Below are 22574 nucleotides of genomic sequence, written 5' to 3'. Positions count from 1 at the left end.
TAGTCGATACGGATGAGCGATGGGGACGACGAGAGCGAGGGAAGCGACGTTCGGGCGATCGGCGGGCTTCTCGAGGACGAGTACGCGCACGCGATACTCGTTCAGACGAGCGATCAGGAGCTGTCCGCACCCGAGCTCAGCGAGGCCTGCGACGCGTCCGTCTCTACGATCTACCGCCGGATCGAACGGCTGCAGGAGTACGAGCTCCTGGAAGAACGTCTCCAGCTCGACAGGGACGGACACCACTACAGCACGTACACGGCGCGACTCGACCGAATCGAAATCGAACTGGAAGACGGCGAGTTCAAACTGGACATCGCCTACCGGGAGGAAAACGCGGCCGACCGGTTCACCGACCTCTTCGAGGGGCTCCGATAACATGCTCACGCTTACCAACCTTCAGACGACGTCCGGCGGGTCGCCAATCGTCGTCGTACTCACGCTGCTCGGATTACTCGTCACCGCCGTCCTGTCGCTGATCGTCGCCTCTCTCGTGATCCGCGGCTACCGACGGAATCGAGACCCCGCTCGCCTGTACCTCGCGATCGGCCTGGTGCTTCTCACGACCGGCCCGATCGTCCTCCAGTTCGTCCTCACGAACCTCGGTTCTCCGCCCGGGATCCGATCGGCGGTTGCGAACGCAAGCAAACTGGTCGGACTGGCGGCGATGCTGTACGCCATCTACGGCGCCTCGAGACCCGGGCGGCGCCCGCGCTCGAAACGGCGCGGTGACCGGAATCCCGACGCGGAACGCTCGGAGGAGTCCTCATGATACCCGCACCCCACCTGCTCTGGACCGCTACTACCGGCGGTGAACTGATAGCGATCTCGGCGGGAGCGACCGCGGTCGTCGGGCTCCTCGTCGCCGGGCTCGCCTACCGGGGTTACCGGCGCAACCGAAGTCCTCCGATGCTGTATCTCGCCGTCGGAATTCTCCTTCTCACCGCAATCCCCGTCGCGGTGAACGGCGCGTTGCTTCGTCTCACGACGGCGACCGACGCGGAGATCCTCCTCCTCGTAACGCTCGCGCACCTCGGCGGCGTGATCGCGGTCCTCTACGCCCTCACGAGGGCGTGAATTCCGATGATGGGATCGGTCCGTACGCAATCACGCGCGATCGGCCCTCCGGTCGGCGATCGCCGTCGCGGGTTTTCGGCGGGAAATCCGCGAGGGACGATCTCGACGAGTTCCGTTGCGGAGCACGAGCGGATGCCGCGCGAATCGTTACGTCTTAGTTTCTACTGTTTTGACGAAGCATCGGTTTCTAGATATTGTTCTGCACTGGAGGGATCGACCTCGGTCAGGACCGATCTGCCGAATCGGACGCGAGCGGCCGACCGACAGCGTGCCGACGACAGCTCGGCGAGTCCGACCATGTTCGGCAAGATTGCGATCCGGTTCCCCGCCGATCGGCGACCGTCGCGATCGGCGGGCCGGTGAAGGCAGTCGGCCCGAATCCGAATGAGCGTCTCCGCGTCAGCCAGGGTCCGACGCGAGCCCGGCTCATTGGCGGTTGCTCCGACGAACGCCGGAAAACCGCGACGGCGAAGACGCCGCGTTTCTCGTCGACGCCGCAGACCGATCGCCGCGCACCGTCGCGACGGCGACGGCTATCGCGGCGAACGGCACGGGAGAAGAAGCGGTATCGAACGCCTATTCTAGAATTCAGAACGACGAACGTACCATTTTGGATCTATGCTAAAATTCTGAGAAGAATCTCCATCACTCGTTCGATATCGGCGGCACCAACCGACAGCAGCGCGCCCGAAACGGGTATCGGAACGCGTGCGTCGGCGATCGGATGGAAATCGCCCCCGTCGGAGACCCGAATATTTCCGTCGGCGCGACGGCGCCCGGCCGCTCAGGAGTAGTTGTACTCGAGTTCGATCACGTTCGCCGCGCCCAGCACCGCCTCCGGAAGCTCCTCGTAGAACCGTTCGTCGCCGACCCGATGGACCGGACAGGCGACGCTGATAGCGGCGACGCTCCGGTCCGAATCGTCGGTGATCGGCGCCGCGATGCACCGGAGCCCGTTGAGCCGTTCCTCCCGATCGATCGCGTACCGTTGCTCGCGAATCTCCTCGAGTTCGGCGTCGAACGCGTCGCGGTCGGTGATCGTCTGGCTGGTAAGCGCCGGCAGACCGTGCTCGGAGACGATCTCGTCGACCTCCGCCTCCGAGCGGAACGCGAGAATCGCTTTGCCGAGCGCCGTACAGTGCAGCCGAACGCGTTTCCCCTCGTGCGTGTCGAGTTCGACCGCGTTTTCCCCTTTCGCCTGATAGAGGTATATCCCTTCGCCGTTCTTCTCGACGAGCAAGTTCGCCAGCTCGCCCGTTTCGTCGGCGAGATCGTCGACCTGTGACTGGGCGGTGTCGTAGATCGGCGTCCGGTTTCGCGCGTACGCGCCGAGTCCGAGAAACGACAGGCCGATGTGGTACTCGTCGCCGTCCTTGTCGACGTACTCGTAGGTCTCTAGCGTCGTCAGATGGTTGTGGACGGCGCTCTTTCCGATATCGACGCGGGCCGCGATCTCCGAGACGCCGGCCCCGTCGAGTTCCCGGATGACCTCGAGGATCTCGAACGTCCGGCCGATGGTTCGCACGGGGTATTTCGGGTCTGCCATACGCCGCGTTTGGCGCGGGGTCACATATAACTTGTTCTGATCGAGGGAATTGCGTTCGCTGGGACAGAATAACGCCGATCGATGCAGAACGATCGTCCGGCTTTTCTCGCAAAAACCGTCGAAAACGGGCCGCAAAAGCGAGAACCGATCGACGGTTCGGGGTTGGGATCTAACACCGAAGCTACCGCGAAGGACACTACTGACGCATCTTTGTTCTGTTATACAGAATGTTGTTCTGTGTTACAGGATTAACGGTACCTGTGTGGATCGCCGCCCACAGGACAACGCCATCGAGCGTTCGACGCCGCAGCGCAACCGAACGGGGCGCTTTCCGTCGGCGTACCGAGGCGTACGTGTTCCGCGCGCGACGACGGCGGAACCGGAACTTGACAGCCGATCGTCTTTACAGCTGTATGGGTGTAAGGCCGAGATCCGACGAATCCGCGGGCAGAATCGCCGGAGAGAAGGGGGTCGTCGGAACCTCGCGCCGCGCGCGCGTTCGAAAACGAAAACAGTCCGTTCTGCCGACGCCGGTCACGTATTCGGAAATGGCATCGATCAGTGCTGAACGGCGTTCTCTAATACAGAATACCATGTGTAGTACGTGCACGATGATCGCACCGGCCCGTTGGTACATCGTCGCTCCGAGCGGCGGCGCAGCGACGGTGCTCCGGCGGAATGCACCCGCTGTCGGCGCCGTCGCGATCACTCCTCGATCGAGACCGGCTCTCCCCGCTCGGCGGACTCGTGAACGGCTTCGATGATCCGCATGTCCCGAATGCCGTGGCGTCCGTCGGGGTAGATCTCGCCGCCGCCGAGGAGCCGATCCGCGAAGTAGTCGAACTCCTCCCTCATCTCCGCTTCGGCGTCGAACGACTCGTGCTCGACCGTCACCGAGACGTCGCCCCGCGACAGGTGTAGCGAACACTCCCCGTGGAACGCCGGCCGGAGATCAATCTGCCCCTCCGTGCCCGTGATCTTGAGGTGCGTGTCGTTGTGGGCGTTCTGGCTGGATGTCGAGACCATCTGGACGCCGTCCTCGAAGCGGAACACCGAAGACGCACACTCGTCGGGGACGTCGGCGAACGCCTCGTGGTTCGAGACCATGTTCGAGTGGACGGTCACGGGTTCGCGCCGGAGGAGGAACCGCGCCGTGTTAATCGAGTAGATCCCTAGATCCATCACCGACGTGCCGTAGCCGGTTCGATCGGGATCGAGACGCCACTGGTTCGGATCGGGAATCATCTCGAGGAGCGGCTGGCTGTTGTGCCCGTAGACCGAGACCGGCTCGCCGAGGAAGCCGTCGGCGATCAGCTCGCGCGCTCGCTGGATCGCCGGATCGGTGTGCATCCGGTAAGCGATCATCAACGGGACGTCGGCCGCTTCGCACGTCTCGACGAGCGTTTCGGCGCGTTCGACGGTCCTCTCCATCGGCTTCTCGCAGAGAACGGCCTTGTCCAGTTCGGCCGCGGTCTCGGTGTACTCGAGGTGGAAGGCGTTCGGCGTCCCGATGTAGACGGCGTCGTACTGGTCACTCGCGGCGCCCTCGTGAAACTCGTCGTAGCCGATTCCGCGGGCGACGCCGTGTTCCTCGGCTATGCGCTCGGCCTTCTCGGCCGAACTGCTGACCAGAACCGTCACCTCCCCGAGGTCCGAGGCGTTGATCGCCGGGAGCGCGACGTCGATCGTCCACCAGCCCAGGCCGATCAGGGCGTAGCTGACGGTCCCCTCCTCGGTGGTTTGCCAGGTCCTGTCGTCGTACGTATCGATCCAGTCGAACATGCGGCGAACTATTTCTTCGCCTGATAAAAAGTGATCGATAGCCGTGCGTGACGATACCAGCTGGCAGGCGTCCGGGCGAGTCGGCGGGCGTTCTCGGATCGATCGCGGCCGGCCCACGTCATCGTCGAGCGTGGTCCGGTGCGATCCCCGATCGGATCGGCGAACCGGCCGAGTCGGTCGAACCGCGACGGCGATCGCTACCGCTCGGCGTCGGCCGGCGCGGATGTCCCCTGCCGTTCGAGGATGTCGACGAACCGATCGGCGAACTCGACGGTCCGCCTGGGGAGCCCGTACCGATCCGTGTCCATGTCGTACTCGCGAAGCTCCGAAACCAGCTTTTCGGTGTGAGGAAGCGTCGTCACCGCCTCGCGGACGTCGATCTCGAGCACCCCGTCGTCGGCGTCCAGCCACGGCTGCCGCCGCTGGTCCCGGTCGTACTCGATCGAGTGCGTCTCGTCCCCGATCGCAGCCACGACGTCGTCGACGGCGCCGATCTCGATCCGATCGTCCTCGCCGACGAGAACGAGCGTCCCGTTCGCGCACTCCGGCGTGTATCGTGTCATCGATCCGGAGTACAGTCGCTCGGATAATAACGCTGTCGTCGATTCCGGGGTCGAAAACCGTGGGGCGACGATCGACCGCGAAAACGGACGGTGCGGGTCAGTTCCGTTCGAGCTCTTCGGGCCGTTCGACGGCGCCCTCTAGCGGTTCGCTGTCCCAGTACTCGTGCGCCGGATCCTCGCGGAAGCACGCGGCTTTCCCGTCACCGCCGTCGATCTCCCGGAGCGCCGGGTGCTGTTCGCGACACGCCTCGCGGGCGACGGGACAGCGCGTGTGGAACCGGCACCCGGACGGTGGATCGACCGGGTCAGGAACGTCGACCTCTCTGAGCGGCGGGTCGCCTGCCTCCATCGAATCGAGGTCCAGATCGGGCGTCGCCCACCGGAGCACCTCGGTGTACGGGTGGCGGGGATCGTGGATGAGGCGCTCGGCGGAGCCGATCTCCACGATCTCGCCTAAGTACATGACGGCGATGCGCCCGTCGCCGTGCTCGGCGAAGTAGCGCGCGTTCGAGAGGTCGTGGGAGACGAAGAGGAACGAGGTTTCGAACTCCGACTGGAGTTCCAACATCAGGTCCATGATCTCGATGCGCAACGAGACGTCGACCGCGCTGATGGCCTCGTCGGCGAGGATCGCGTCCGGATTCATCAGCAGGGCGCGGGCGAGCGCGACGCGCTGTTGCTCGCCGCCCGAGAGCTGGTGGGGGTACCGATCGAGGAACTCCTCCGCCGGAGCCATGCCGATCCGTTCGAGCAAGGAGTGCATCCGCCGCCGGCGCTCGTTCTGGCCGATGTTCGGGTGGGTGTGCCTGAGCGACTCCGAGAGGATGTCGGCGATGCGTCGGTTGGGGTTGAGCGCGCTCCCTGGATCCTGATGGATGATCTGCAGCGCCGACCGGATCTCGTCGTACGGTATTTCGCCGCCGCTGTCTTTCGCCTCCCAGATGTCCTGGCCACGATACTCGATCGAGCCGCCGGTCGGCCGCTGGAGTCCGATCAGCGTCTTCCCGAGCGTCGTCTTGCCGCAGCCGCTCTCGCCGAGGAGGCAGACCAGATCCTGCTCGTGGATGTCGAGCGAGATGCCGTCGACCGCGCGGACGACCGTCGGGTCCGCGGTGAACCGTTCGATCAATCCCTGCTCCTCGGTGAAGTGGACCTCGACGTCGTCGAGCGACAGAAGCGGCGGCTCGCTCGTCCGCTCGACCCGCGTGCCCGCCGTCGAATTCGACGGATCGGCGGGGGAGACGCGCTCGACGTCGTCGCTCGTCTCGCCGAAGTTGAGCCGGATCTCCTCGCGGGCGGTCTCCCAATGGTGGCACGCGGCCCGGTGCGTGGTGCGGTCCCGGCCGACCGCGGCTAGCGGCGGATCGGTCGTCCGGCACGCTTCGGTCGCGAGCGGACACCGCGGTTCGAACCGGCAGCCGGTCGGAACGCTCACCGGCGCGGGACCCTCGCCTTCGATCGGCTGCATCTCCGAAAGCGGCGCGTCGACGTTCGGCGTCGCGTTCAACAGCTTCCGGGTGTAGGGATGGGCCGAGTTCCCGATGATCTCGTCGCGCGGCCCGATCTCGGCGAATTGGAACGCGTAGATGATGGCCATCCGATCGGCGAGCGACGCGACCAGCGGCAGGTCGTGGGTGATGAAGACGATCGTCAGGTCGTACTCGCGTTGCAGTTCGTCGAGCAGCATCAGGATCGACCGCTGCATCAGCAGGTCGAGCGCGGCCGTCGGTTCGTCCATCACCAGGACCTCCGGGTCCAGGACCAGGCTCAACGCGATCAGCGCCCGCTGTTGCATCCCGCCCGACAGTTCGTGGGGGTACGCGTCGAGCACCCGCTCCGGTTCGAGGTAGAGGTTCTCTAAGAGTTCGCGGGCGAACTCGAGCCCCTCCGAGACGCGCTTGTCGTGGGCCTTGAGCGTCTCCTCGAAGTGGGCACCGATCTTCATCGTCGGGTTGAACGAGCTCATCGCGCCCTGGAACACCATCGACACCTCCTCCCAGCGGAACCGGCGGAGCTCCTCGTCGCTCAGTTCCAGCAGGTCGATCGGCGCCCCGTCCGGCGGGTGGTACCGGATGTCTCCGGTGAGGACGCCGGGGTCGGGAACGGCGTCGAGCAGCGCGGAGGCGAACATCGACTTCCCGCTCCCGCTCTCGCCGACGATGCCGAGGACCTCGTGGCGCTCGATGTTGACGTTGACGTCCTCGAGAACGCGCGTCTCGCCGTCGTTGTAGGTGACGCTCGTGTTGCGAATCTCGAAGACGGGGTCCTCGACGGTCTCCTGCGATTCGATTCGATCGCTGGGTGCGCTATCGGTAGCCATTATATCATCTCCGTGGTCGTCGCGTCCTCTTCCTCGGCGATCGATTCGGACTCGCCGGTGAGGCGGGTTCGAACCCGCGGGTTGAAGATCCGGTCCATTCCCTGACTCAACAGGATGAGTCCGAAGGCCAGCCCGACGATGGCGACGATCGGGACGAGGAGCCAGTGGAGCGCCTGCGTGGAGAACAGACCGCCCTGATTGTACGCGTTGTTCAGCGTGACGCCCCAGTTCTGTCCCGAGTGCGGCAGGACGCCGATGAAGTACAGCCCGACGGACGCGAAGATCGTGTACCGTGCGGCGAGCACGAAGTTGACCATCACGTACGGCATGAGATTCGGCAGCACGTCCTTGACGATTATTCGGGGCGTGCTCGTTCCCATCGTTCGGGACGCCTCGACGTAGCTCGCCTCCCGTATCGAGAGGACCTGCGACCGTATCGAGCGGCCGAGCCCGGCCCAGTAGTTGATCGTCAGGACGACGCCGAGCATGATCGGGTTCTCCGGGCTGAGCGCGATCGCCAGGACGATGACGAGCGGCAGGCCCGGAATCGCCATGAAGAAGTCCGAGATCGCCGTGATGACGGCGTCGACCGTGCCGCCCTTGTATCCCGAGACGGTGCCGACCGCGACTGCGAGGGCGGTCGCCCACACCCCGCCCGCGAGCACCATCAGCAGGATGAACGGGGTCGAATCGATGATCAGGGCCAGCAGATCGACGCCCGACCTGGTCGTCCCGAGCGGATACTGCATGTTCTCGAACGGCTGGAGGAGAGCCACCTCCGCCTGGTTCGTGCTGGCGTCGCGCCAGAGGCCGAGTACGTCTACCAGCGCCATGAAGAGGTAGACGCTCAGTATGAGGATACCCACACGGGTCCGTCCGTCCGACCACGCGACGAGGGCGGGAACGCGGATCTTCTGCTCGTACAGTTCGTTCAGCCGATCGCGGCGACTCATCTCGACGTTCGACGTCTCCGAGCGCCAGTCGATCCCCTCGGCGGAGTCCGGTTCAGTACTCATCCGACCCCCCCGCGCTGATGCGCGGATCGATCAGTCCGTACGTCAGGTCGGCGATGTAGACCCCGACGACGAGCGTCATCGTGATGACGAGGAAACACCCCATCATCAGCGGGTAGTCGTTCGCGTGCACCGCCTTGATCATGTAGTATCCGAGCCCGGGGTACGAGAAGATCTCCTCGAGCACGACGGTGCCGCCCAGCCGGAACCCGATCAACAGGAGCAACCCCGTGTACATCGGAAGGATGGCGTTCTTGGCGACGTACCGGGTGGCGATGCGCCCGTTCGAGAGCCCGCGTAGTCTGGCGACCTCGACGTACTCCGCGCCGAGCACCTGGATCCCGTTCCCGCGCATGTTGAGCGCCGTCGAACCGATCCCGCCGAGCGTGAACGCCAGGATCGGCAACGCCGCGTGGTGGAGCACGCTCGAGACGTACGCGAGGCTGAGCGAGGCGTCGACGCCCCGAGCGACGGCGTTGCCGGTCGGGAACAGCCAGTTGTACCCCAGCACGAACAGGAAGATCACCGCGAAGATGTAGTACGGCACCGCCATCAGGAAGATCGAGCCGCCCGAGGTGATCCGATCGAATCGCGATCCCTCCCAGTACGCCTGAAGCGCGCCGATCGCCACGCCGATGACGAACATCAACACCGTGGACGTCACGACGAGAAAGACGGTCCAGGGGAGCGCTCGAGCCAGCACGTCGATGACGGGTTCGTTGAGCGAGATCGACTGACCGAAATCCAACTGGACGACGCCGATCATGTAGTCGATGTACTGCTGCCAGAGCGGCGCGTCCGGCCTGATGTTCTGCAGCGCTTCGATGCGTGCATCGACCTGCTCGGCCGGGATGCCCTGTCGGAGCAGCTCGAGTCGCAACTGCGTGAACGGGCCGCCCGGAAGCAGTCGGATCAGGCCGAAGGTGAGCGTCGCCACCGCGAAGATAGTCGCCGGGATTTGTAGCGTCCGTTTGAGGTAATAATTCATGTATGGTGATGGAGGAACACTCGTGTCGCGAGCCTATCCGTCGTACTGTAATTCGCCCTCGTGGGCCCACCAGAACTGCGGCCACTTCACCTGTCGGTTGGGGCTGTCCTCGGCGGCGACCGTCCACTCGTCGTTCGTCAACCAGGACTGCTCGTACTTGGAGACGAGCCCGAGGAACGGCAGTTCGATGTGGTTGTGCCAGGCCGCCTGCTGGACGTACGGCCGCGCCGCATCGTCGTCGGGTTGGCGCGCGATTTCGTCGACCACGTCGAGCGGGGTGAGCGTCATCTCCCCACCGTCCCTGTCGGGGATCGTCTGTTCAGACTGGGCCTTCTCTCGGTAATTGTGGCCGCCGCCGATCTCTTCCTCCCACAGCTGGTAGCGAAGCGGGAAGTACGGGAACGACGACCGCGAGCCGCCGGGCAACCAGTAGAGACTCCCCATCGCGAAGTTGCTGTCGGAGTAGTGACTGAACCAGTCGTTCGTCGGCTTCGTGCTGACCGAGAAGTCGAACCCGAACTCGTTCAGCTGGTCGCGAACGGTATTGGTCATCGTCGTCCAGTCCGTCCAGCCCGCGGGCGAGTAGTACTCCCCGCCGATCGTGTTCCCGTCGCCGTCCTGCCAGGTGCCGTTCTCCCTGGAGTAGCCGACCGACTCGAGCAGTTCGGCCGCCTCCTCCGTCTGACTGGCGTCGGCGCCGTAGGTCTCGAAGTCGTCCATCCAGTCGTCGAGCCAGTACTCCTGATCGTGCGGCGCGATGCCGCAGGGCGTCGGGGTCACGAACTTCGACCGTTTGCCGGCGTTGTCGACGAGGTTCTGACGGTTGATGACGTGTGCGACCGCCTGTCGCACCTCACGCTGCCCGAAGTGGGGATCGTCGTGGTTGAACACGATGCCGTACCCCCACTTGGCTGGGATCCCGACCTCGACGACGTGGTCCGGGAACTGTTCGACGATGTCCGGCGGTGCGAACAGGCTCGTCGACGCGTCGATTTCCGTCCCCGTCATCAGCGCCTGGTGCTGCGCGGTGTTCCCCCCGTAGCTCTCGATCAGGAGCGTCTCTATGTTGACGTTGTCGGCGTTGTAGAACTCCGGGTTCGGCTCGAACTCGAACGCCTGTTGGTCCTTGCTCACGAACGAGAACATCCCGCTGGCGACGGGATCCTCCCACGCCCACCGGAGGAACTCCGATACGTCCTTGTCGAGCCACTGCTCGTGGGTATCCATCTTCGTGTCCACGAAGAAGTTCGTGAGTTCGAACTTGATGATCTGTGAGTTCGTCGGCCCGGAGAGGTGCAGGCGGGCGGTCTTCTTGTCGACGATCTCGTAGTCGTCGAGATACCCCCACAGCGAACTGCCGGTCATCTCGGCCAGTTGAAGTTGGACGTCCAAGTCATCTGTCGTCCACTCGTCCCCGTCGTCCCACGTCAGATCGTCGCGGAAGGTGAGCGTGACTTCCTCGCCGTCGACCTGAAGATCGTCGAGCGCCCCGTACAGGAACTCCTTCGTCGTGAACGAGTACTTCATGAACGGCGCGAACACCGCTCGGCCCGCGGGCCACGCGTAGTTCTGGATCGCCGACGTGTTGAAGTGAAGGTCGGCCGGATTCCCGGTGTACGCGTTGACGTAGGTCGCCCCACCCGATTCGCTGCCGCCGGCACAGCCGGCCAGGGCCGCGACACCGGACACACCCGCCACCGTCAGCATCTCCCGGCGACTGAGCACATCGCTGTAGTCGCACGGACTGCTATCAGATACCATGACATGGGATAGATAATCATAGTTGGTAATAAATATTATGATGTGTGATCTCAGTGACGGATGTCCCGCCGACGCGCGGTACAGGCGACGACGTGGCACAATACCGACTATCGGCACCCTGGTCGGTCCCCGGTCCGACCGATCCGAGCGCGATCGACCATTATCGTTTTACCGATCGCCGCCGACGACTCGATCGAATCTCGATGAATCAGTACGACGACTGCTGGCTTCGGTACGAGCGCGTTGCGAACGACGATCGGCGCGCCTCGTACCGGCGGCGGTGTAGACACGCGTACGTGGCCGAGAAGGCCCCCGAGTGCGCCGCGGTCCGGGACGAACTCCGGCGGGCGCTGCCCGGCCTGCTGGGGGTGGACCCGCACCTCTGGCAGCACCCGCCGACGACGGTCGACGGGTTCCTGGCCGTCGGCACGCCGGACGACATGGCGATGATCGCCGAGTCGGTGCCGGTCGACGACGTCGCTGACCTCGCGGACGGCGGCTACCTCCTCCGGTCGGTCACCTGGAACGACGCGGACTGTCTCGTCGTGACCGCCGCCACCGATCGGGGCCTGGTGTACGGGACGTTCCACCTCCTCCGACTACTGGCCCTCGGCGAACCGATCGACGACCTCGACGTCCGCGAGGAGCCGACGTACGAGAACCGGCTGCTCAACCAGTGGGATACGCCCTTCCGCCGATCGGTCGAGCGCGGCTACGGCGGCGAGTCGATCTTCGACTGGGAGCGACTGCCCGATCTCCGGCCGCGGTACGAGGCTTACGCCCGGCTGCTGGCCTCGGTCGGAATCGACGGGATCGTCCTCAACAACGTCAACACGACGAAGCCGCCCCGCGAGAGCGCGAACGGCGCGTTCGACGCCTTCGAGGGGTGGCAACTGCTCGAGTCACGGCGGCTCGAGGACTTCACCGGGCTCGCGTCGCTGTTCCGGCGGTACGGGATCCGGACGTACCTCTCGGTCAACTTCGCGTCGCCGATGCTGGTCGGCGACCTCGACACCGCCGACCCGCTCGACGAGGGCGTCAAAGCGTGGTGGCGGCGGAAGGCCGACGAGATCTACGACCTCGTGCCGGACTTCGGCGGCTTCCTCGTCAAGGCCGACTCGGAGGGCCAGCCCGGGCCCTACGACTACGACCGGGATCACGTAGACGGCGCGAACGCGATCGCGGCGGCGCTCGAGCCCCACGGCGGCCGCGTCTGGTGGCGGGCGTTCGTCTACGGCACCCACGAGGACCGGGCGGTACAGGCCTACGACACGTTCGAACCGCTGGACGGCGACTTCGCCGACAACGTCACCGTCCAGATCAAGAACGGCCCGATCGACTTCCAGCCCCGCGAGCCCGCGTCGACGCTGTTCGGCGCGATGCCGGAGACGAACCTCGGACTCGAGCTCCAGCTCGCCCAGGAGTACACGGGCCAGGGCGTCCACGCGACCTACCACCTCCCGATGTGGAAGGAGACCCTCGAGTTCGACACCCGCGCCGACGGCGAGGGGACGCCGGTGAAGTCCCTCCTGCGCGGCCCGGGACAGGGCGTCGTCGGCGTCGGCAACGTCGGCGAGGACTACAACTGGACCGGCCACTACCTCGCCCAGGCAAACCTCTACGCCTTCGGGCGGACGGCCTGGGACCCCGACCTGTCGGCCGAGACGATCACCGACGAGTGGGTCCGGCAGACGTTCGGCGCGGACGAGACCGTCGTCGAGACGGTCGTGGAGATCCTCCGCGACTCGTGGACGGCCTGTATCGACTACCAGACCGGCGGCCTCGGCCTGATGCACATGATGCACAACGGCGAGGAGTACCTCGAGAACCACTACTACCCGTCGCCCGAGGAGTGGCCCGGCTACCACGGCGCGAGCGAGGACGGGATCGGCGTCGATCGGACCGAGAGCGGGAGCGGCTACGTCGCCCAGTACCCCGACCCGATCGCCGAGCGCTACGGCGCCGTCGAGACGTGTCCCGAGGAACTCCTCCTCTTCTTCCACCACCTCCCCTGGGATCACGAACTCGCTGACGGGACGACCGTGATCCAGCGGCTCTACGACAACTGCTTCGCGGGCGTCGAGGAGGTCGAACGGCTCCGCGACCGCTGGCGCAGCCTCGAAGGGTGCGTGGACGAGCGGCGGTACCGCCACGTCGCCGATCGGTTCGACGAGCAGGTCGCGCAGGCCGAGCGGTGGCGCGACGTGCTCACCGCGTACTTCCGAGACCGCTCCGGCATTCCTGACGAGCGCGGGCGCGTGCAAGAGAAGTAGCGTCGGCCGTCCCGACGAACCGATCCGATACCTCTCGTCCACCGCCGAGAAAGCAGCCGACGGGACCGTCGTCGGTCACGGCAGTCGATCCACCGGTAGATTTTTCAGGTGCGTTCACCACCCACACACCATGTCGAAAACGTCCGCGCTGCTCGACCTCGTCGCCGCACAGCGCGAGCAGATGAAGGTCGTTCTCGCCCTGCTGATCGCGTCGGGGCTCATGCTCGCGCTCGCGATCCCGTTCGTCGAACCCGGCGACAAGGCGTTTCCGATCCTCGTCATCGACGTCGTGCTAGTGGCCGTCGGGTTCGTCACGTTCAGCGCGCTGTACTGGTACACCACGAAACGCGAGATGGACGACTGACCCCGCTCTCTGCGTCGAATCGCGCGACGAAGCGATCGAGGGGCCGCGCGTCGAACTACGACGCGTCCGCCAGAAAGTCCGCGGTGTCGCTCGCGAGTTCCCGGACGTCCCCGTTCGGGTCAGCCGCGGCTACCGCCCGCAGTTTCGACACGGCCGCGTCGTCCCCGAGGTGGCCGAGCGCACGAATCGCACGCGCACGAACGACGACCTGATCGTGGTCGAGACAGTCGATCAGGGGATCCCGCGCCGGGGCGACGGCGTCCGGGTTCGTCGCCGCCAGTTCGCCGAGGGCGTCGACGGCACCGCCGGTAACGATCGGGTCCGCGTCGTCCAGCAGCGCCACGAGGTCCGGGACGGCGTCGGCCGTCGACCGCGGCGCCGCTTCGGCGACGGCGACGACAACGTTGACCAGCGTCCGACGGCCGGCGATCCACCGGGTGCGCTCTTCTTCCTCGTGGTCTTGGAGGGTGCGCCGGGTCACCTCGTCGTCCACCACGTCGCCGAAGTCGGACACGTCCGGATCGAGTTCGGTGGCTCGAACCGCCGCGATCAACCGCCGCGCGTGCGGCGCGACGAGCGCGGGGCGGGCCACGACGATCGTTCCGAGCGCGCGCGCACCGGTCAGTTGCACGTCCGCGATGTCGGTTTCGACCGCGTCGACGAGCCCCTCCAGCCGCCCCTCGAGCGCTCCCGGGTCGCGCTCGGCGACGGTCTGGAGGACGGCGATCGCGCGCAACACGACCGCGATGCTGTCGTCGGCGGCGAGCGAGGCGATGTCGTCGAAGAACGGACGCACGGCGTCGACGGCCTCCGCGGCGAGCGTTTCACAGACCGCCGCGCCTCGCTGCCGGACCAGCGGGTTCGACGAGGAAAGGGCGGCGCGGATCTCCGCGTCGTCGACGTCGCCGGGCGACACCGACTCGGGGGCGACTCCGTCGAGCGGCTCCGGTGAATCCGTCGTCATGGGTCGGTATACTCGACGTCCGTCTCCGCGAAGTACGTTCGACCGGTGCTCGGCACCGTTTTCGTTCCGGTCACCTCGACGGACGCGGTCGAGACCACGTCGGCGGCCGAGCGGCCGATCCGAAACTCGTAGGGGCCCTCCTCCACGACCAGGTCGACGTTCCGGTCGTGGTAGGCCAGTTGCGAGGCGTCTACCTCGAACGTGACGCGCTTCGCCTCGCCCGGCTCGAGGGAGACGCGTTCGAACCCGACGAGTTCCTGAACCGGCCGCGCCAGGTCGGGATTCTCGGCGCTCGCGTACAGCTGGACGACGTCGGTACCCGCGACGTCGCCGACGTTTTCGACGGTGACCGTCGCAGCGATCGCGCCGGCGGGGGGAAGTTCCTCGGTCGACAGCGAGAGGTCGCCGTACTCGAACTCGGTGTAGCTCAGTCCGTGGCCGAAGGGGTAGAGCGGGTCGCTTTCGGTGTAGACGTACTCCTCGTTCGCGGTGTTGGGTTTCCGATTGTAGTGGATCGGAAGCTGGCCGACGGTGCGCGGGACGGAGACGGGGAGGTGGCCGGCGGGGTTGTGTTCGCCGAACAGAACGGCGGCGACGCCCTCGCCGCCGCGTTCGCCGGGGAGCCACGCCTGCACGACGGCCGGGACTTCCTCCGCGATCCACTCGATCGAGTGGGGTTTTCCGCTCACGACGACGACCGCGACCGGAGTCCCGGTCTCGTGGAGTCGCTCGACGAGGTCGCGCTGGACGCCGGGGAGACCGAGGTCGACCACGTCACAGCCCTCGCCGCTGGTGGCGACGCTCGGCTTGTTGATCCGCTCCTTGTCGGAATCCGAGAAGTCGACCGCAGAGCGAGCGCCGACGAACGCGATCGCGACGTCGGCGTCCGCGGCGGCGCCCGCGGCCGCGTCGAATCCGTCCGTCTCGGGTCCGGTCGTCGTACACCCCCGTTCGTAGCGCACGTCGAATCCGTACTCGTCGGCCCGCTCGCGGACGGCGTCGAGCGGCGTCGTCGCGTCGAGTTCGACCTCCTCCTCGGGGTAGTGGGCGGGGTAGGCGTAGTCGCCCATGAGTTCCTGGGCGTCGTCGGCTTTCGGACCGATCACCGCGACCACGTCCGTCTCCTCGCCGACGAGTGGGAGTAGCTCATCGTCGTTTTTCAGCAGCGTCATCGATTCGCGGGCGGCGCGTTCAGCGAGTTCCCTCGCCTCGTCGGTTCCGAACGGGGCCGTCGCCGCGTCGGGATCGACCGTCGAGTCGTCGAGGAGGCCCTTCCGGGCCTTCGCGCGGAGGACGCGGCGAACCGCCTCGTCGATCGTCTCCTCGGCGAGTTCTCCGTCCGCGACGGCCTCGGCGAGATGGTCGCCGTAGCAGTCGGTGGAGGGAAGTTCGACGTCGATCCCGGCTTCGACGGCCGCGACGCCCGCCTCCCGCTCGTCCGCGGCGACGCCGTGTTCGCTTCGGAGGAACTCGACGCTGTAGTAGTCCGAGACGACGGTCCCGTCGAACCCCCATTCGCCGCGGAGTACGTCGGTCAGGAGCCACTCGTCGCTGGCGCACGGGACCCCGTCGACGTCGTGATAGGCGTTCATGACCGACTCGGCGTTCGCCGTTCGGACGGCCGCCTCGAAGGGGAACATGTGAGTCTCGCGGAGCTCTCGTCGGCCGAGGTTGACGGAACTGCGGTTCTTCCCGCCCTCGCCGGCGCCGTGGCCGACGAAGTGCTTGAGCGTCGCCGAGACGCCGTCGCCGTCCCCCTGGAGCCCCTCGACGTAGCTGCACGCCATCGCCGCGACCAGGTAGGGGTCCTCGCCGAACGTCTCCTCGACGCGTCCCCACCGGAGGTCGCGAGCGACGTCGAGGACCGGGGAAAGCGCGTGCGCGGTTCCGATGGCCTCGAGCTGGTCGCGAACGGTGCCAGTGACCGCCGCGAGGAGGTCGGGCGACCACGTGCTCGCCATCCCGATCATCTGCGGGAACGTCGTCCCCTCCGGACCCATGTAGCCGCTGAGACACTCCTCGTGCGGGATCGCGGGGATCCCGAGACGCGTCTCCGTCGCGAGGAACGACTGGAGTTCGTTGATCCGTTCGGCCGCCTCCCGCGGAGAGAGGCCCCCTTCGCCGCCGATCCGGGTCAGATGGCCGATCCCCGTGGAGAGGTGGGCCCTCACGGCCTCTTCGTCGAGTTCGCCGTCGTCGTCCAGGAGTTTGTCGGCGTTCACCGAACCGAGCTGTGCGACCTTCTCCTCGATCGTCATCTCGTCGAGGAGCCCCTCGACGCGGCGCTCGGCGGACGTCCCGACGACGCCGCGGTCCGGACTGGTTTGCATCACCGTGACCCTCTCAATCCAACATCTTAATGATTCGGACTGGCGGCTCGTCGGGCACGGTCGGTTCGGCGTCCGAAAATCGGCGTCGATCGGTTCCCGTCTCCGGGGCCGTCGGGCCGTCAGTAGTTGTCGTAGACCGTCTTGCTGATCGTGTAGAAGTCGAGGGCCGCGTCGCCCTGCTCGCGGTAGGTCTCGCTCGAGGAGGCCTTCATCCCGCCGAAGGGGACGTGGAGTTCGAGCCCGGTCGTCTTCTCGTTGACCTTCACGACGCCGGCTTCGATCTCCTCGACGAAGCGGTTGGCCTCGGTGTGGTCGTCCGTGACGACGCTGGCCGAGAGCCCGTAATCGACGTCGTTGGCGACGCGGACGCCCTCGTCGAAGTCGCTAACGGGGATGACGGCGAGCACCGGCCCGAAGACTTCCTCCTGCGCGAGGGTCATCTCGGGGTCGACGTCCGAGAAGACCGTGGGCTCGACGAAGTACCCCTCTCGATCGAGCGCGGATCCGCCGTGTTCGAGGGTAGCGCCCTCGTCCTCGGCGATTCCGACGTACTCCAGCGTGCTCTCGAGCTCGGACTCGCTGACGTGGGGGCCCATGTCCGGATCGTCGAGGCCGTGGCCGTGCTCGATGGCCGCGGCCCGATCGACGACGGCGTCGACGAACTCCTCGTAAAGTTCCTCGTGGACGATGGCTCGGGAGCAGGCGGTACAGGCCTGGCCGGTCACGCCGAAGGCGCCGTTGGCGACGATGTCGGCCGCCTCCTCGACGTCCGCACTGGCGCCGACGACCGTCGGGTTCTTCCCGCCCATCTCGAGCTGGACGCGCTTGCCGTCCTCGGTCGCGGTGTCGTAGACGGTGTTGCCGACCGCGGTGCTGCCGGTGAAGGAGACGGCGTCGACGTCCTCGTGGCCCGCGATGGTGCTGCCGACCTCGCTGCCGGGACCTGTGACGACGTTGCAGACGCCGTCGGGGAGGCCGGCCTCCGCGAGCGCGTCGGCGATCTCGTGGACGACGCCGGGCGCGAGCGAGGCGGGCTTGATGACGACCGCGTTGCCGGCGGCCAGGGCCGGTGCGATCTTCCAGGCCGGGATGGCGATCGGGTAGTTCCACGGCGTGATCAGGCCGGCGACGCCGAGGGGTTCGGTTTTCGTGTAGAGGTTCGTGTCGCGGGCGCTGGAGCTTTTGACCGTGCCGCCGAGGTCGCTGGCCTTCGAGCCGTAGTAGTGGAAGATGTCGATGGCCCGTTGTACCTCGCCGCCGGCCTCGCTTCGGGTCTTGCCCTCCTCGCGGACGAGCAGTTCGGTCAGCTCGTCCGCGCGCTGATCAAGCAGGGAGCCGGTCTTCGTGAGGACGCGACCGCGCTCGGGGCCGGGCGTCGCGGCCCACTCGTCGCTGGCCTCGGCGGCCGCCTCGATGGCCCGTTCGGTGTCCTCAGCGTTGGACCGCGGGTAGGTCGCGATGACCTCCCCGGGATTCGCGGGGTCGATCGTCTCGAACGTCTCTCCGGTCTGCGATTCGGTCCACTCGCCGCCAATGAAGTTCAACCGCTGGTCGGACATACAGTGTAGCCGTCGTCCCGTCCGCCCATAATTCTTGCCGTTCCGAAGTTTCCGTCGCGGAACCGATCCGCGGATCGAACGGTCGCCGTCGCCGAACTCGCCCGGACCGTACTGGGGACGCTCACTTCGATGGTCCGCAAAATCAGCGCGATCGTCGATCGCCGGTCGGCGGTCGCGCCGGTTACTCGTAGACGTGGACGCTTCCGGTCGTGTTCTCCTCGATGTAGTCCCAGTCGTACTCGACACCCAGGCCGGGGCCGTCGGGGACCGAGACAGTTCCGTCCTCGTCGACGGCACTCATCATGTCGGAGTAGTCGCCCCGGTAGACGGGCGGTTGGGTGTTCTGACACTTCGGATGGACGAGCGCCAGCTCGTAGTAGTTGGAGTTTCGACACGCCGCGATGCAGTGGCGCTGTGCGGGACCGGGCGCGTGGAACTCCACGTCGAGGCCGAAGGCCTCGGCCATCCGCGCCACCTTGATCGCTCCCGTGATGCCGGCGTCGTACTCGGGGTCGGCGCGCAGGAAGTCCGTGGCGTCGTTGGCGGCGAAGTCCGATTTACTCTCGAGTCCGCGCACGTGTTCCGTCTGGAGGATCGGCGTGTCGAGTTTCCGGGCGAGCTTCCGGTGGGCGTGCTGGGAAATCCCGCCGTCGCGGAACGGGTCCTCGTACCAGAAGAACCCTTCCGCATCCAGCGCGCGACCGAGTTCGAGGGCGTCGGCGAACGTCTCGAGTTCACAGGCCGGATCGTGCATCAGGTCCATCTCGTCGCCGACCCGCTCGCCGACGGCGTGGACGGCCTCGATCTCTCGCGTCAGGTCGCGGGCCTCGTCGCCGCCGCCCCAGCCGTGGATCTTGAACCCGCCGAACCCGCGATCGCGACAGTCCTCGGCGAAGTCGGCGAACGCCTCCGGCGAGTCGAGGCCGCCGGCGTCGTCCCCGTGGTAGGTGGAGGCGTAGGCGGGAATGCGCTCGCGGTAGGTACCCAGCAGCTCGTGGATCGGCGCGTCGTAGTACTTGCCCGCAAAGTCCCACAGCGCGATGTCGATCGGGCCGATCCCCATCCGATCGTACTTGCGGAGGGCGCGCTTGATCTCCGACCAGTGTTTCTCGCGTTTCAGCGGATTCTTCCCGATCAGGTACTTCGCGATGATGTTGTATTGAGCCGCGGCCGGGGAGTTCCCGCCGACGTACTCGCCGGTGATTCCCTCGTCCGTGTGGATTCGGATCCCGAACAGTTTCCGGTAGGTCGTCTCGCCGGGCTCGTAGACGAGATTGAACCCGTGTTCGTCCGTGCCGATGTCCGCCAGCGGATACTCGAATTCGCGACTCTCGATCCGCGTAATCGTCGGTGCCATGCCACCGTTTTTCCCGGACCGGCTAATAAATCTGTGTCCCGTGACCGTTCAGTCTCCTGTCTCGATCGCGTCTCCCGCGCGGGGACCCGGCTCGCCGTGTCGGGCATCCGGTCGTGCCCTCACCCGCGATTGTCCGCAATGGTGACCTTTATCACGGCCGGTGCATTCACTCCTCTCATGCGCTACTATCGCCTTTCCAGAGGCGGTGAGTATCGACTGCTCGCCGTCGAGAATGAGACAGCGTACGATATCACGGCCGTCAAGCCGCGACTCGACAGTTTCGTCGATCTCGCGGCCGCCGCGGACATCGCCGACGAGAGCGTCGACCGGCTCGCGTCCGAACTAACCGCCACCGCGCCGGCCGTTGACGTCGACCCGGCGGCGGTGCGCCGTCCCCTGAGGCCGGACGAAGTGTGGGCCGCGGGCGTCACCTACGAGATCAGCGAGGAGGCCCGCGAGGCCGAAAGCGGCATGCCCGAGATGTACCTTCAGGCCTACGAGGCCGAGCGCCCGGAGATCTTCTTCAAAGCGACGCCCAGCCGAACCGTCGGCCCGGGCGAGGCGATCGGAATCCGCGCCGACTCGACGTGGGACGTCCCCGAGCCGGAACTGGGGATCGTCCTCTACGACGGCGAGGTCGTCGGCTACACCATCGGAAACGACGTGAGCAGCCGCGAGATCGAGGGCGAAAACCCGTTGTACCTCCCCCAGGCGAAGATGTACGAACGGTGCTGTTCGATCGGCCCCGCGATCGCGTCGGTCGACTCCGTCGGCGACCCGCACGAACTGACGATGTCGATGGAGATCAGCCGCGACGGCGACGTCCTCTACCACGGCGAGACCTCGACCGGCAACATGGCCCGCACCTGCGACGAACTGGTCGAGTACTGGCTGGACCACAACGCCGTTCCCGAACTTGGCGTCTTGCTCACCGGAACCTCGCTCGTTCCGGACGACGGGTTCACGCTCCAGCCGGACGACGAGGTCCGCATCGTGATCGACGAGATCGGCGAACTCTCGAACCCGGTCATGGAAGTCTGATCAACGCCGACATCGCAGGGGATGTGTCGTCCCCGCGGAGCGACCCGACCGGATTTTTCCGTCCGAACGACCGCGCGATCGCCGCTCGACGCCGTTAGACGGCGCCTGTTCGATGGACGTCGTAGGCGGTCGCATTCGAACCTTTCCTCGTTTATATTGTTCTTTCGCTGAACTCGTCTGCAACGATTAAAAACCGTAAAATATGATGATCATATAGGTATGAGTGTGATGGTTACTAATACCGTACTACAGGTAGGGGGGCAAGCACCCCTCATCTCGCTCGTCGCGGGTATCCTAGCGATCGTGTTGTTACTGGTCGTCCTCGATTTGCCAGCGTTCATCTCGCTCGTCATCGCGGGGTTTACCGTCGGAATCGTCGCGCCGCAAGTCGCCTTAGCCGACGTCCCCGGGGAGTTCGCGTCGGCCTTCGGTGAGGATATGGCCGGGATCGGGATTCCCATTCTCATGGCCGCGATCATCGGCAAGGCGATGGTCGAAAGCGGCGCTGCGAACCGAATCGTACGCGCGTTCACGAGCGTCTTCGGCGCCGAGAACACGGAGCTGTCGCTGTTCAGCAGCAGTTTCCTGATGTCGATCCCCGTGTTCTTCGACAACGTCTTCTACCTGCTCGCGCCGCTCGCGCGGTCCGCGCGGTCGCGAATCGGGAAGAACTACACCCTCTACATCGTCGCCGTCGGTGCCGCCGGCGTCGTCACGCACGGGTTCGTGCCGCCGACGCCCGGCCCGCTGCTCGCCGTCGAAGAGTTCGACGCCAACCTCGGGAGTACGATCCTGATCGGCCTGCTCGTCGGCGTTCCGACCGCGCTCGTGTCGGGGCTGGGGTACGGGTACTGGATCAACCGCCGGCTCGAGATTCCGCTCCGCGATTCGATGGGCACGACGGTCGAGGAACTCGAGGCGCAAAACCAGATCCCCACGAGCCAGCTTCCCGGTCTCGTCGAGTCGTTGCTCCCGATTCTGCTCGCGATCCTCCTCGTGACCGCAGATACAACCGCGCAGACGCTCCTCGGGGAGGACGCGGCGATCAGAAACATCACCGGCTTCCTCGGCGACCCGAACCTCGCGCTCACGGTAGCCGCGCTGTCGGCGGCGCTTACGTACTACCGCATGAGCGATCTCGACAGCGACGTGTTCTCCGACGAACTCACGGACGCGCTCAAAAGCGGCGGGAACATCGCGGCGATCACCGCCGCCGGCGGCGCGTTCGGCGCGATGCTCCAGGCGGCCGGGGCCGGCGAGTACATCGCGAGCGGGCTCGAAGGGATCGGCCTCGGACTGCTCGTGACGGCGTGGGTGATCGCCGCCGGCGTCCGCGTCGTCCAGGGATCGGCGACGGTCGCGATCGTCACCACCGCGGGGATCATGGCTCCGCTTGCGAGCGGGCTCGACGTCAACGTGGCGTACCTCGTGATGGCGATCGGCGCGGGCGCGTCGTTCTGCTCGTGGTACAACGACAGCGGCTTCTGGATCGTTAAGGAGATCGGCGGCCTCACGCAGGTCGAGACGCTCAAGACGTGGACCGTCGCGACGACCCTCATCGGGATCACGGGTCTGATCAGTACGCTCATCTTTTCGACGATCCTGCCGTTCGCCTGAGGACAACTCGTTTTTCCGC

General features: G+C 66.0%; 18 protein-coding genes. 7 read left to right on the top strand and 11 right to left on the bottom strand.

All coding sequences use genetic code 11. The features are described 5' to 3' along the window. Window positions 1-12 precede the first annotated feature (12 nt). From MUH00_RS09625 to MUH00_RS09615, 3 genes are read left to right on the top strand one after another with little or no spacing between them, the layout of a single operon-like run. A complete protein-coding gene (locus MUH00_RS09625) occupies window positions 13-378 on the top strand; it encodes a helix-turn-helix domain-containing protein (RefSeq protein WP_247003895.1) in 366 nt (121 codons plus the stop codon). Between the two features lies 1 nt (window position 379). Beyond that, window positions 380-772 (top strand): DUF7521 family protein, encoded by a 393-nt coding sequence (locus tag MUH00_RS09620; RefSeq protein WP_247003894.1) that lies wholly within the window; start codon window positions 380-382, stop codon window positions 770-772. Then, window positions 769-1077 carry a DUF7521 family protein gene (locus MUH00_RS09615; protein WP_247003892.1) on the top strand — a complete coding sequence of 103 codons (309 nt, stop codon included), beginning with the start codon at window positions 769-771 and terminating at the stop codon, window positions 1075-1077. Before MUH00_RS09620 ends, MUH00_RS09615 begins: the two co-directional genes overlap by 4 nt. 784 nt (window positions 1078-1861) lie before the next feature. Here MUH00_RS09615 and MUH00_RS09610 read toward each other — a convergent pair. The 7 genes from MUH00_RS09610 to MUH00_RS09580 all read right to left on the bottom strand — a co-directional run bounded on the left by MUH00_RS09610 (window position 1862) and on the right by MUH00_RS09580 (window position 10996). Further along, window positions 1862-2623 (bottom strand): IclR family transcriptional regulator, encoded by a 762-nt coding sequence (locus MUH00_RS09610; protein WP_247003891.1) that lies wholly within the window; start codon window positions 2621-2623, stop codon window positions 1862-1864. A 705-nt stretch (window positions 2624-3328) separates the two neighbouring features. Next, window positions 3329-4405 (bottom strand): D-xylose 1-dehydrogenase Gfo6, encoded by a 1077-nt coding sequence (gfo6, locus tag MUH00_RS09605; protein ID WP_247003889.1) that lies wholly within the window; start codon window positions 4403-4405, stop codon window positions 3329-3331. A gap of 197 nt (window positions 4406-4602) precedes the next feature. Beyond that, window positions 4603-4968 carry a hypothetical protein gene (locus tag MUH00_RS09600; RefSeq protein ID WP_247003888.1) on the bottom strand — a complete coding sequence of 122 codons (366 nt, stop codon included), beginning with the start codon at window positions 4966-4968 and terminating at the stop codon, window positions 4603-4605. A 97-nt stretch (window positions 4969-5065) separates the two neighbouring features. After that, complete coding sequence (locus tag MUH00_RS09595) at window positions 5066-7288, bottom strand: ABC transporter ATP-binding protein (RefSeq protein WP_247003886.1); 2223 nt, start codon at window positions 7286-7288, stop codon at window positions 5066-5068. Then, complete coding sequence (locus tag MUH00_RS09590; RefSeq protein WP_247003884.1) at window positions 7288-8304, bottom strand: ABC transporter permease; 1017 nt, start codon at window positions 8302-8304, stop codon at window positions 7288-7290. Before MUH00_RS09590 ends, MUH00_RS09595 begins: the two co-directional genes overlap by 1 nt. Further along, complete coding sequence (locus MUH00_RS09585) at window positions 8294-9289, bottom strand: ABC transporter permease (RefSeq protein WP_247003882.1); 996 nt, start codon at window positions 9287-9289, stop codon at window positions 8294-8296. Before MUH00_RS09585 ends, MUH00_RS09590 begins: the two co-directional genes overlap by 11 nt. 33 nt (window positions 9290-9322) lie before the next feature. Beyond that, on the bottom strand, window positions 9323-10996 hold the full coding sequence (locus MUH00_RS09580; RefSeq protein ID WP_345780925.1) for an ABC transporter substrate-binding protein: 1674 nt from the start codon (window positions 10994-10996) through the stop codon (window positions 9323-9325). Between the two features lie 257 nt (window positions 10997-11253). On the opposite strand from MUH00_RS09580, the gene MUH00_RS09575 reads away from it, so the two are divergent. After that, window positions 11254-13323, top strand: coding sequence for an alpha-glucuronidase family glycosyl hydrolase (locus tag MUH00_RS09575; RefSeq protein ID WP_247003878.1), 2070 nt, complete (start codon window positions 11254-11256; stop codon window positions 13321-13323). 130 nt (window positions 13324-13453) lie between these two features. Then, complete coding sequence (locus MUH00_RS09570) at window positions 13454-13687, top strand: hypothetical protein (protein ID WP_247003876.1); 234 nt, start codon at window positions 13454-13456, stop codon at window positions 13685-13687. 55 nt (window positions 13688-13742) lie between these two features. Here MUH00_RS09570 and MUH00_RS09565 read toward each other — a convergent pair whose 3' ends face one another. From MUH00_RS09565 to MUH00_RS09550, 4 genes are all read right to left on the bottom strand, one after another. Continuing rightward, window positions 13743-14651, bottom strand: a complete 909-nt coding sequence (locus MUH00_RS09565) for a HEAT repeat domain-containing protein (RefSeq protein ID WP_247003874.1) — start codon at window positions 14649-14651, stop codon at window positions 13743-13745. After that, window positions 14648-16981 carry a glycoside hydrolase family 3 N-terminal domain-containing protein gene (locus tag MUH00_RS09560; protein ID WP_247003873.1) on the bottom strand — a complete coding sequence of 778 codons (2334 nt, stop codon included), beginning with the start codon at window positions 16979-16981 and terminating at the stop codon, window positions 14648-14650. Before MUH00_RS09560 ends, MUH00_RS09565 begins: the two co-directional genes overlap by 4 nt. A gap of 119 nt (window positions 16982-17100) precedes the next feature. After that, a complete protein-coding gene (gene xacF / locus MUH00_RS09555) occupies window positions 17101-18540 on the bottom strand; it encodes a 2,5-dioxovalerate dehydrogenase (RefSeq protein ID WP_247003872.1) in 1440 nt (479 codons plus the stop codon). A 181-nt stretch (window positions 18541-18721) separates the two neighbouring features. Continuing rightward, window positions 18722-19897 carry a mandelate racemase family protein gene (locus MUH00_RS09550; protein WP_247003871.1) on the bottom strand — a complete coding sequence of 392 codons (1176 nt, stop codon included), beginning with the start codon at window positions 19895-19897 and terminating at the stop codon, window positions 18722-18724. Window positions 19898-20074: 177 nt separating this feature from the next. On the opposite strand from MUH00_RS09550, the gene MUH00_RS09545 reads away from it, so the two are divergent. Continuing rightward, complete coding sequence (locus MUH00_RS09545; protein ID WP_247003870.1) at window positions 20075-20938, top strand: fumarylacetoacetate hydrolase family protein; 864 nt, start codon at window positions 20075-20077, stop codon at window positions 20936-20938. Window positions 20939-21166: 228 nt separating this feature from the next. After that, window positions 21167-22555 (top strand): GntP family permease, encoded by a 1389-nt coding sequence (locus tag MUH00_RS09540; RefSeq protein ID WP_247003869.1) that lies wholly within the window; start codon window positions 21167-21169, stop codon window positions 22553-22555. The last annotated feature ends 19 nt before the right edge of the window (window positions 22556-22574 follow it).

It is taken from the genome of Halosolutus gelatinilyticus (assembly GCF_023028105.1).
Classification (GTDB): domain Archaea; phylum Halobacteriota; class Halobacteria; order Halobacteriales; family Natrialbaceae; genus Halosolutus; species Halosolutus gelatinilyticus.
This window is presented reverse-complemented; position numbering and strand designations above follow the sequence as displayed.

Bases quoted from the DNA above. Each gene is read 5' to 3' on its own strand.
- MUH00_RS09625 (WP_247003895.1), top strand. From the start codon at position 13: ATGAGCGATGGGGACGACGAGAGCGAGGGAAGCGACGTTCGGGCGATC.
- MUH00_RS09620 (WP_247003894.1), top strand. From the start codon at position 380: ATGCTCACGCTTACCAACCTTCAGACGACGTCCGGCGGGTCGCCAATC.
- MUH00_RS09615 (WP_247003892.1), top strand. From the start codon at position 769: ATGATACCCGCACCCCACCTGCTCTGGACCGCTACTACCGGCGGTGAA.
- MUH00_RS09610 (WP_247003891.1), bottom strand. From the start codon at position 2,623: ATGGCAGACCCGAAATACCCCGTGCGAACCATCGGCCGGACGTTCGAG.
- gfo6 (WP_247003889.1), bottom strand. From the start codon at position 4,405: ATGTTCGACTGGATCGATACGTACGACGACAGGACCTGGCAAACCACC.
- MUH00_RS09600 (WP_247003888.1), bottom strand. From the start codon at position 4,968: ATGACACGATACACGCCGGAGTGCGCGAACGGGACGCTCGTTCTCGTC.
- MUH00_RS09595 (WP_247003886.1), bottom strand. From the start codon at position 7,288: ATGGCTACCGATAGCGCACCCAGCGATCGAATCGAATCGCAGGAGACC.
- MUH00_RS09590 (WP_247003884.1), bottom strand. From the start codon at position 8,304: ATGAGTACTGAACCGGACTCCGCCGAGGGGATCGACTGGCGCTCGGAG.
- MUH00_RS09585 (WP_247003882.1), bottom strand. From the start codon at position 9,289: ATGAATTATTACCTCAAACGGACGCTACAAATCCCGGCGACTATCTTC.
- MUH00_RS09580 (WP_345780925.1), bottom strand. From the start codon at position 10,996: ATGCTGACGGTGGCGGGTGTGTCCGGTGTCGCGGCCCTGGCCGGCTGT.
- MUH00_RS09575 (WP_247003878.1), top strand. From the start codon at position 11,254: ATGAATCAGTACGACGACTGCTGGCTTCGGTACGAGCGCGTTGCGAAC.
- MUH00_RS09570 (WP_247003876.1), top strand. From the start codon at position 13,454: ATGTCGAAAACGTCCGCGCTGCTCGACCTCGTCGCCGCACAGCGCGAG.
- MUH00_RS09565 (WP_247003874.1), bottom strand. From the start codon at position 14,651: ATGACGACGGATTCACCGGAGCCGCTCGACGGAGTCGCCCCCGAGTCG.
- MUH00_RS09560 (WP_247003873.1), bottom strand. From the start codon at position 16,981: ATGCAAACCAGTCCGGACCGCGGCGTCGTCGGGACGTCCGCCGAGCGC.
- xacF (WP_247003872.1), bottom strand. From the start codon at position 18,540: ATGTCCGACCAGCGGTTGAACTTCATTGGCGGCGAGTGGACCGAATCG.
- MUH00_RS09550 (WP_247003871.1), bottom strand. From the start codon at position 19,897: ATGGCACCGACGATTACGCGGATCGAGAGTCGCGAATTCGAGTATCCG.
- MUH00_RS09545 (WP_247003870.1), top strand. From the start codon at position 20,075: ATGCGCTACTATCGCCTTTCCAGAGGCGGTGAGTATCGACTGCTCGCC.
- MUH00_RS09540 (WP_247003869.1), top strand. From the start codon at position 21,167: ATGGTTACTAATACCGTACTACAGGTAGGGGGGCAAGCACCCCTCATC.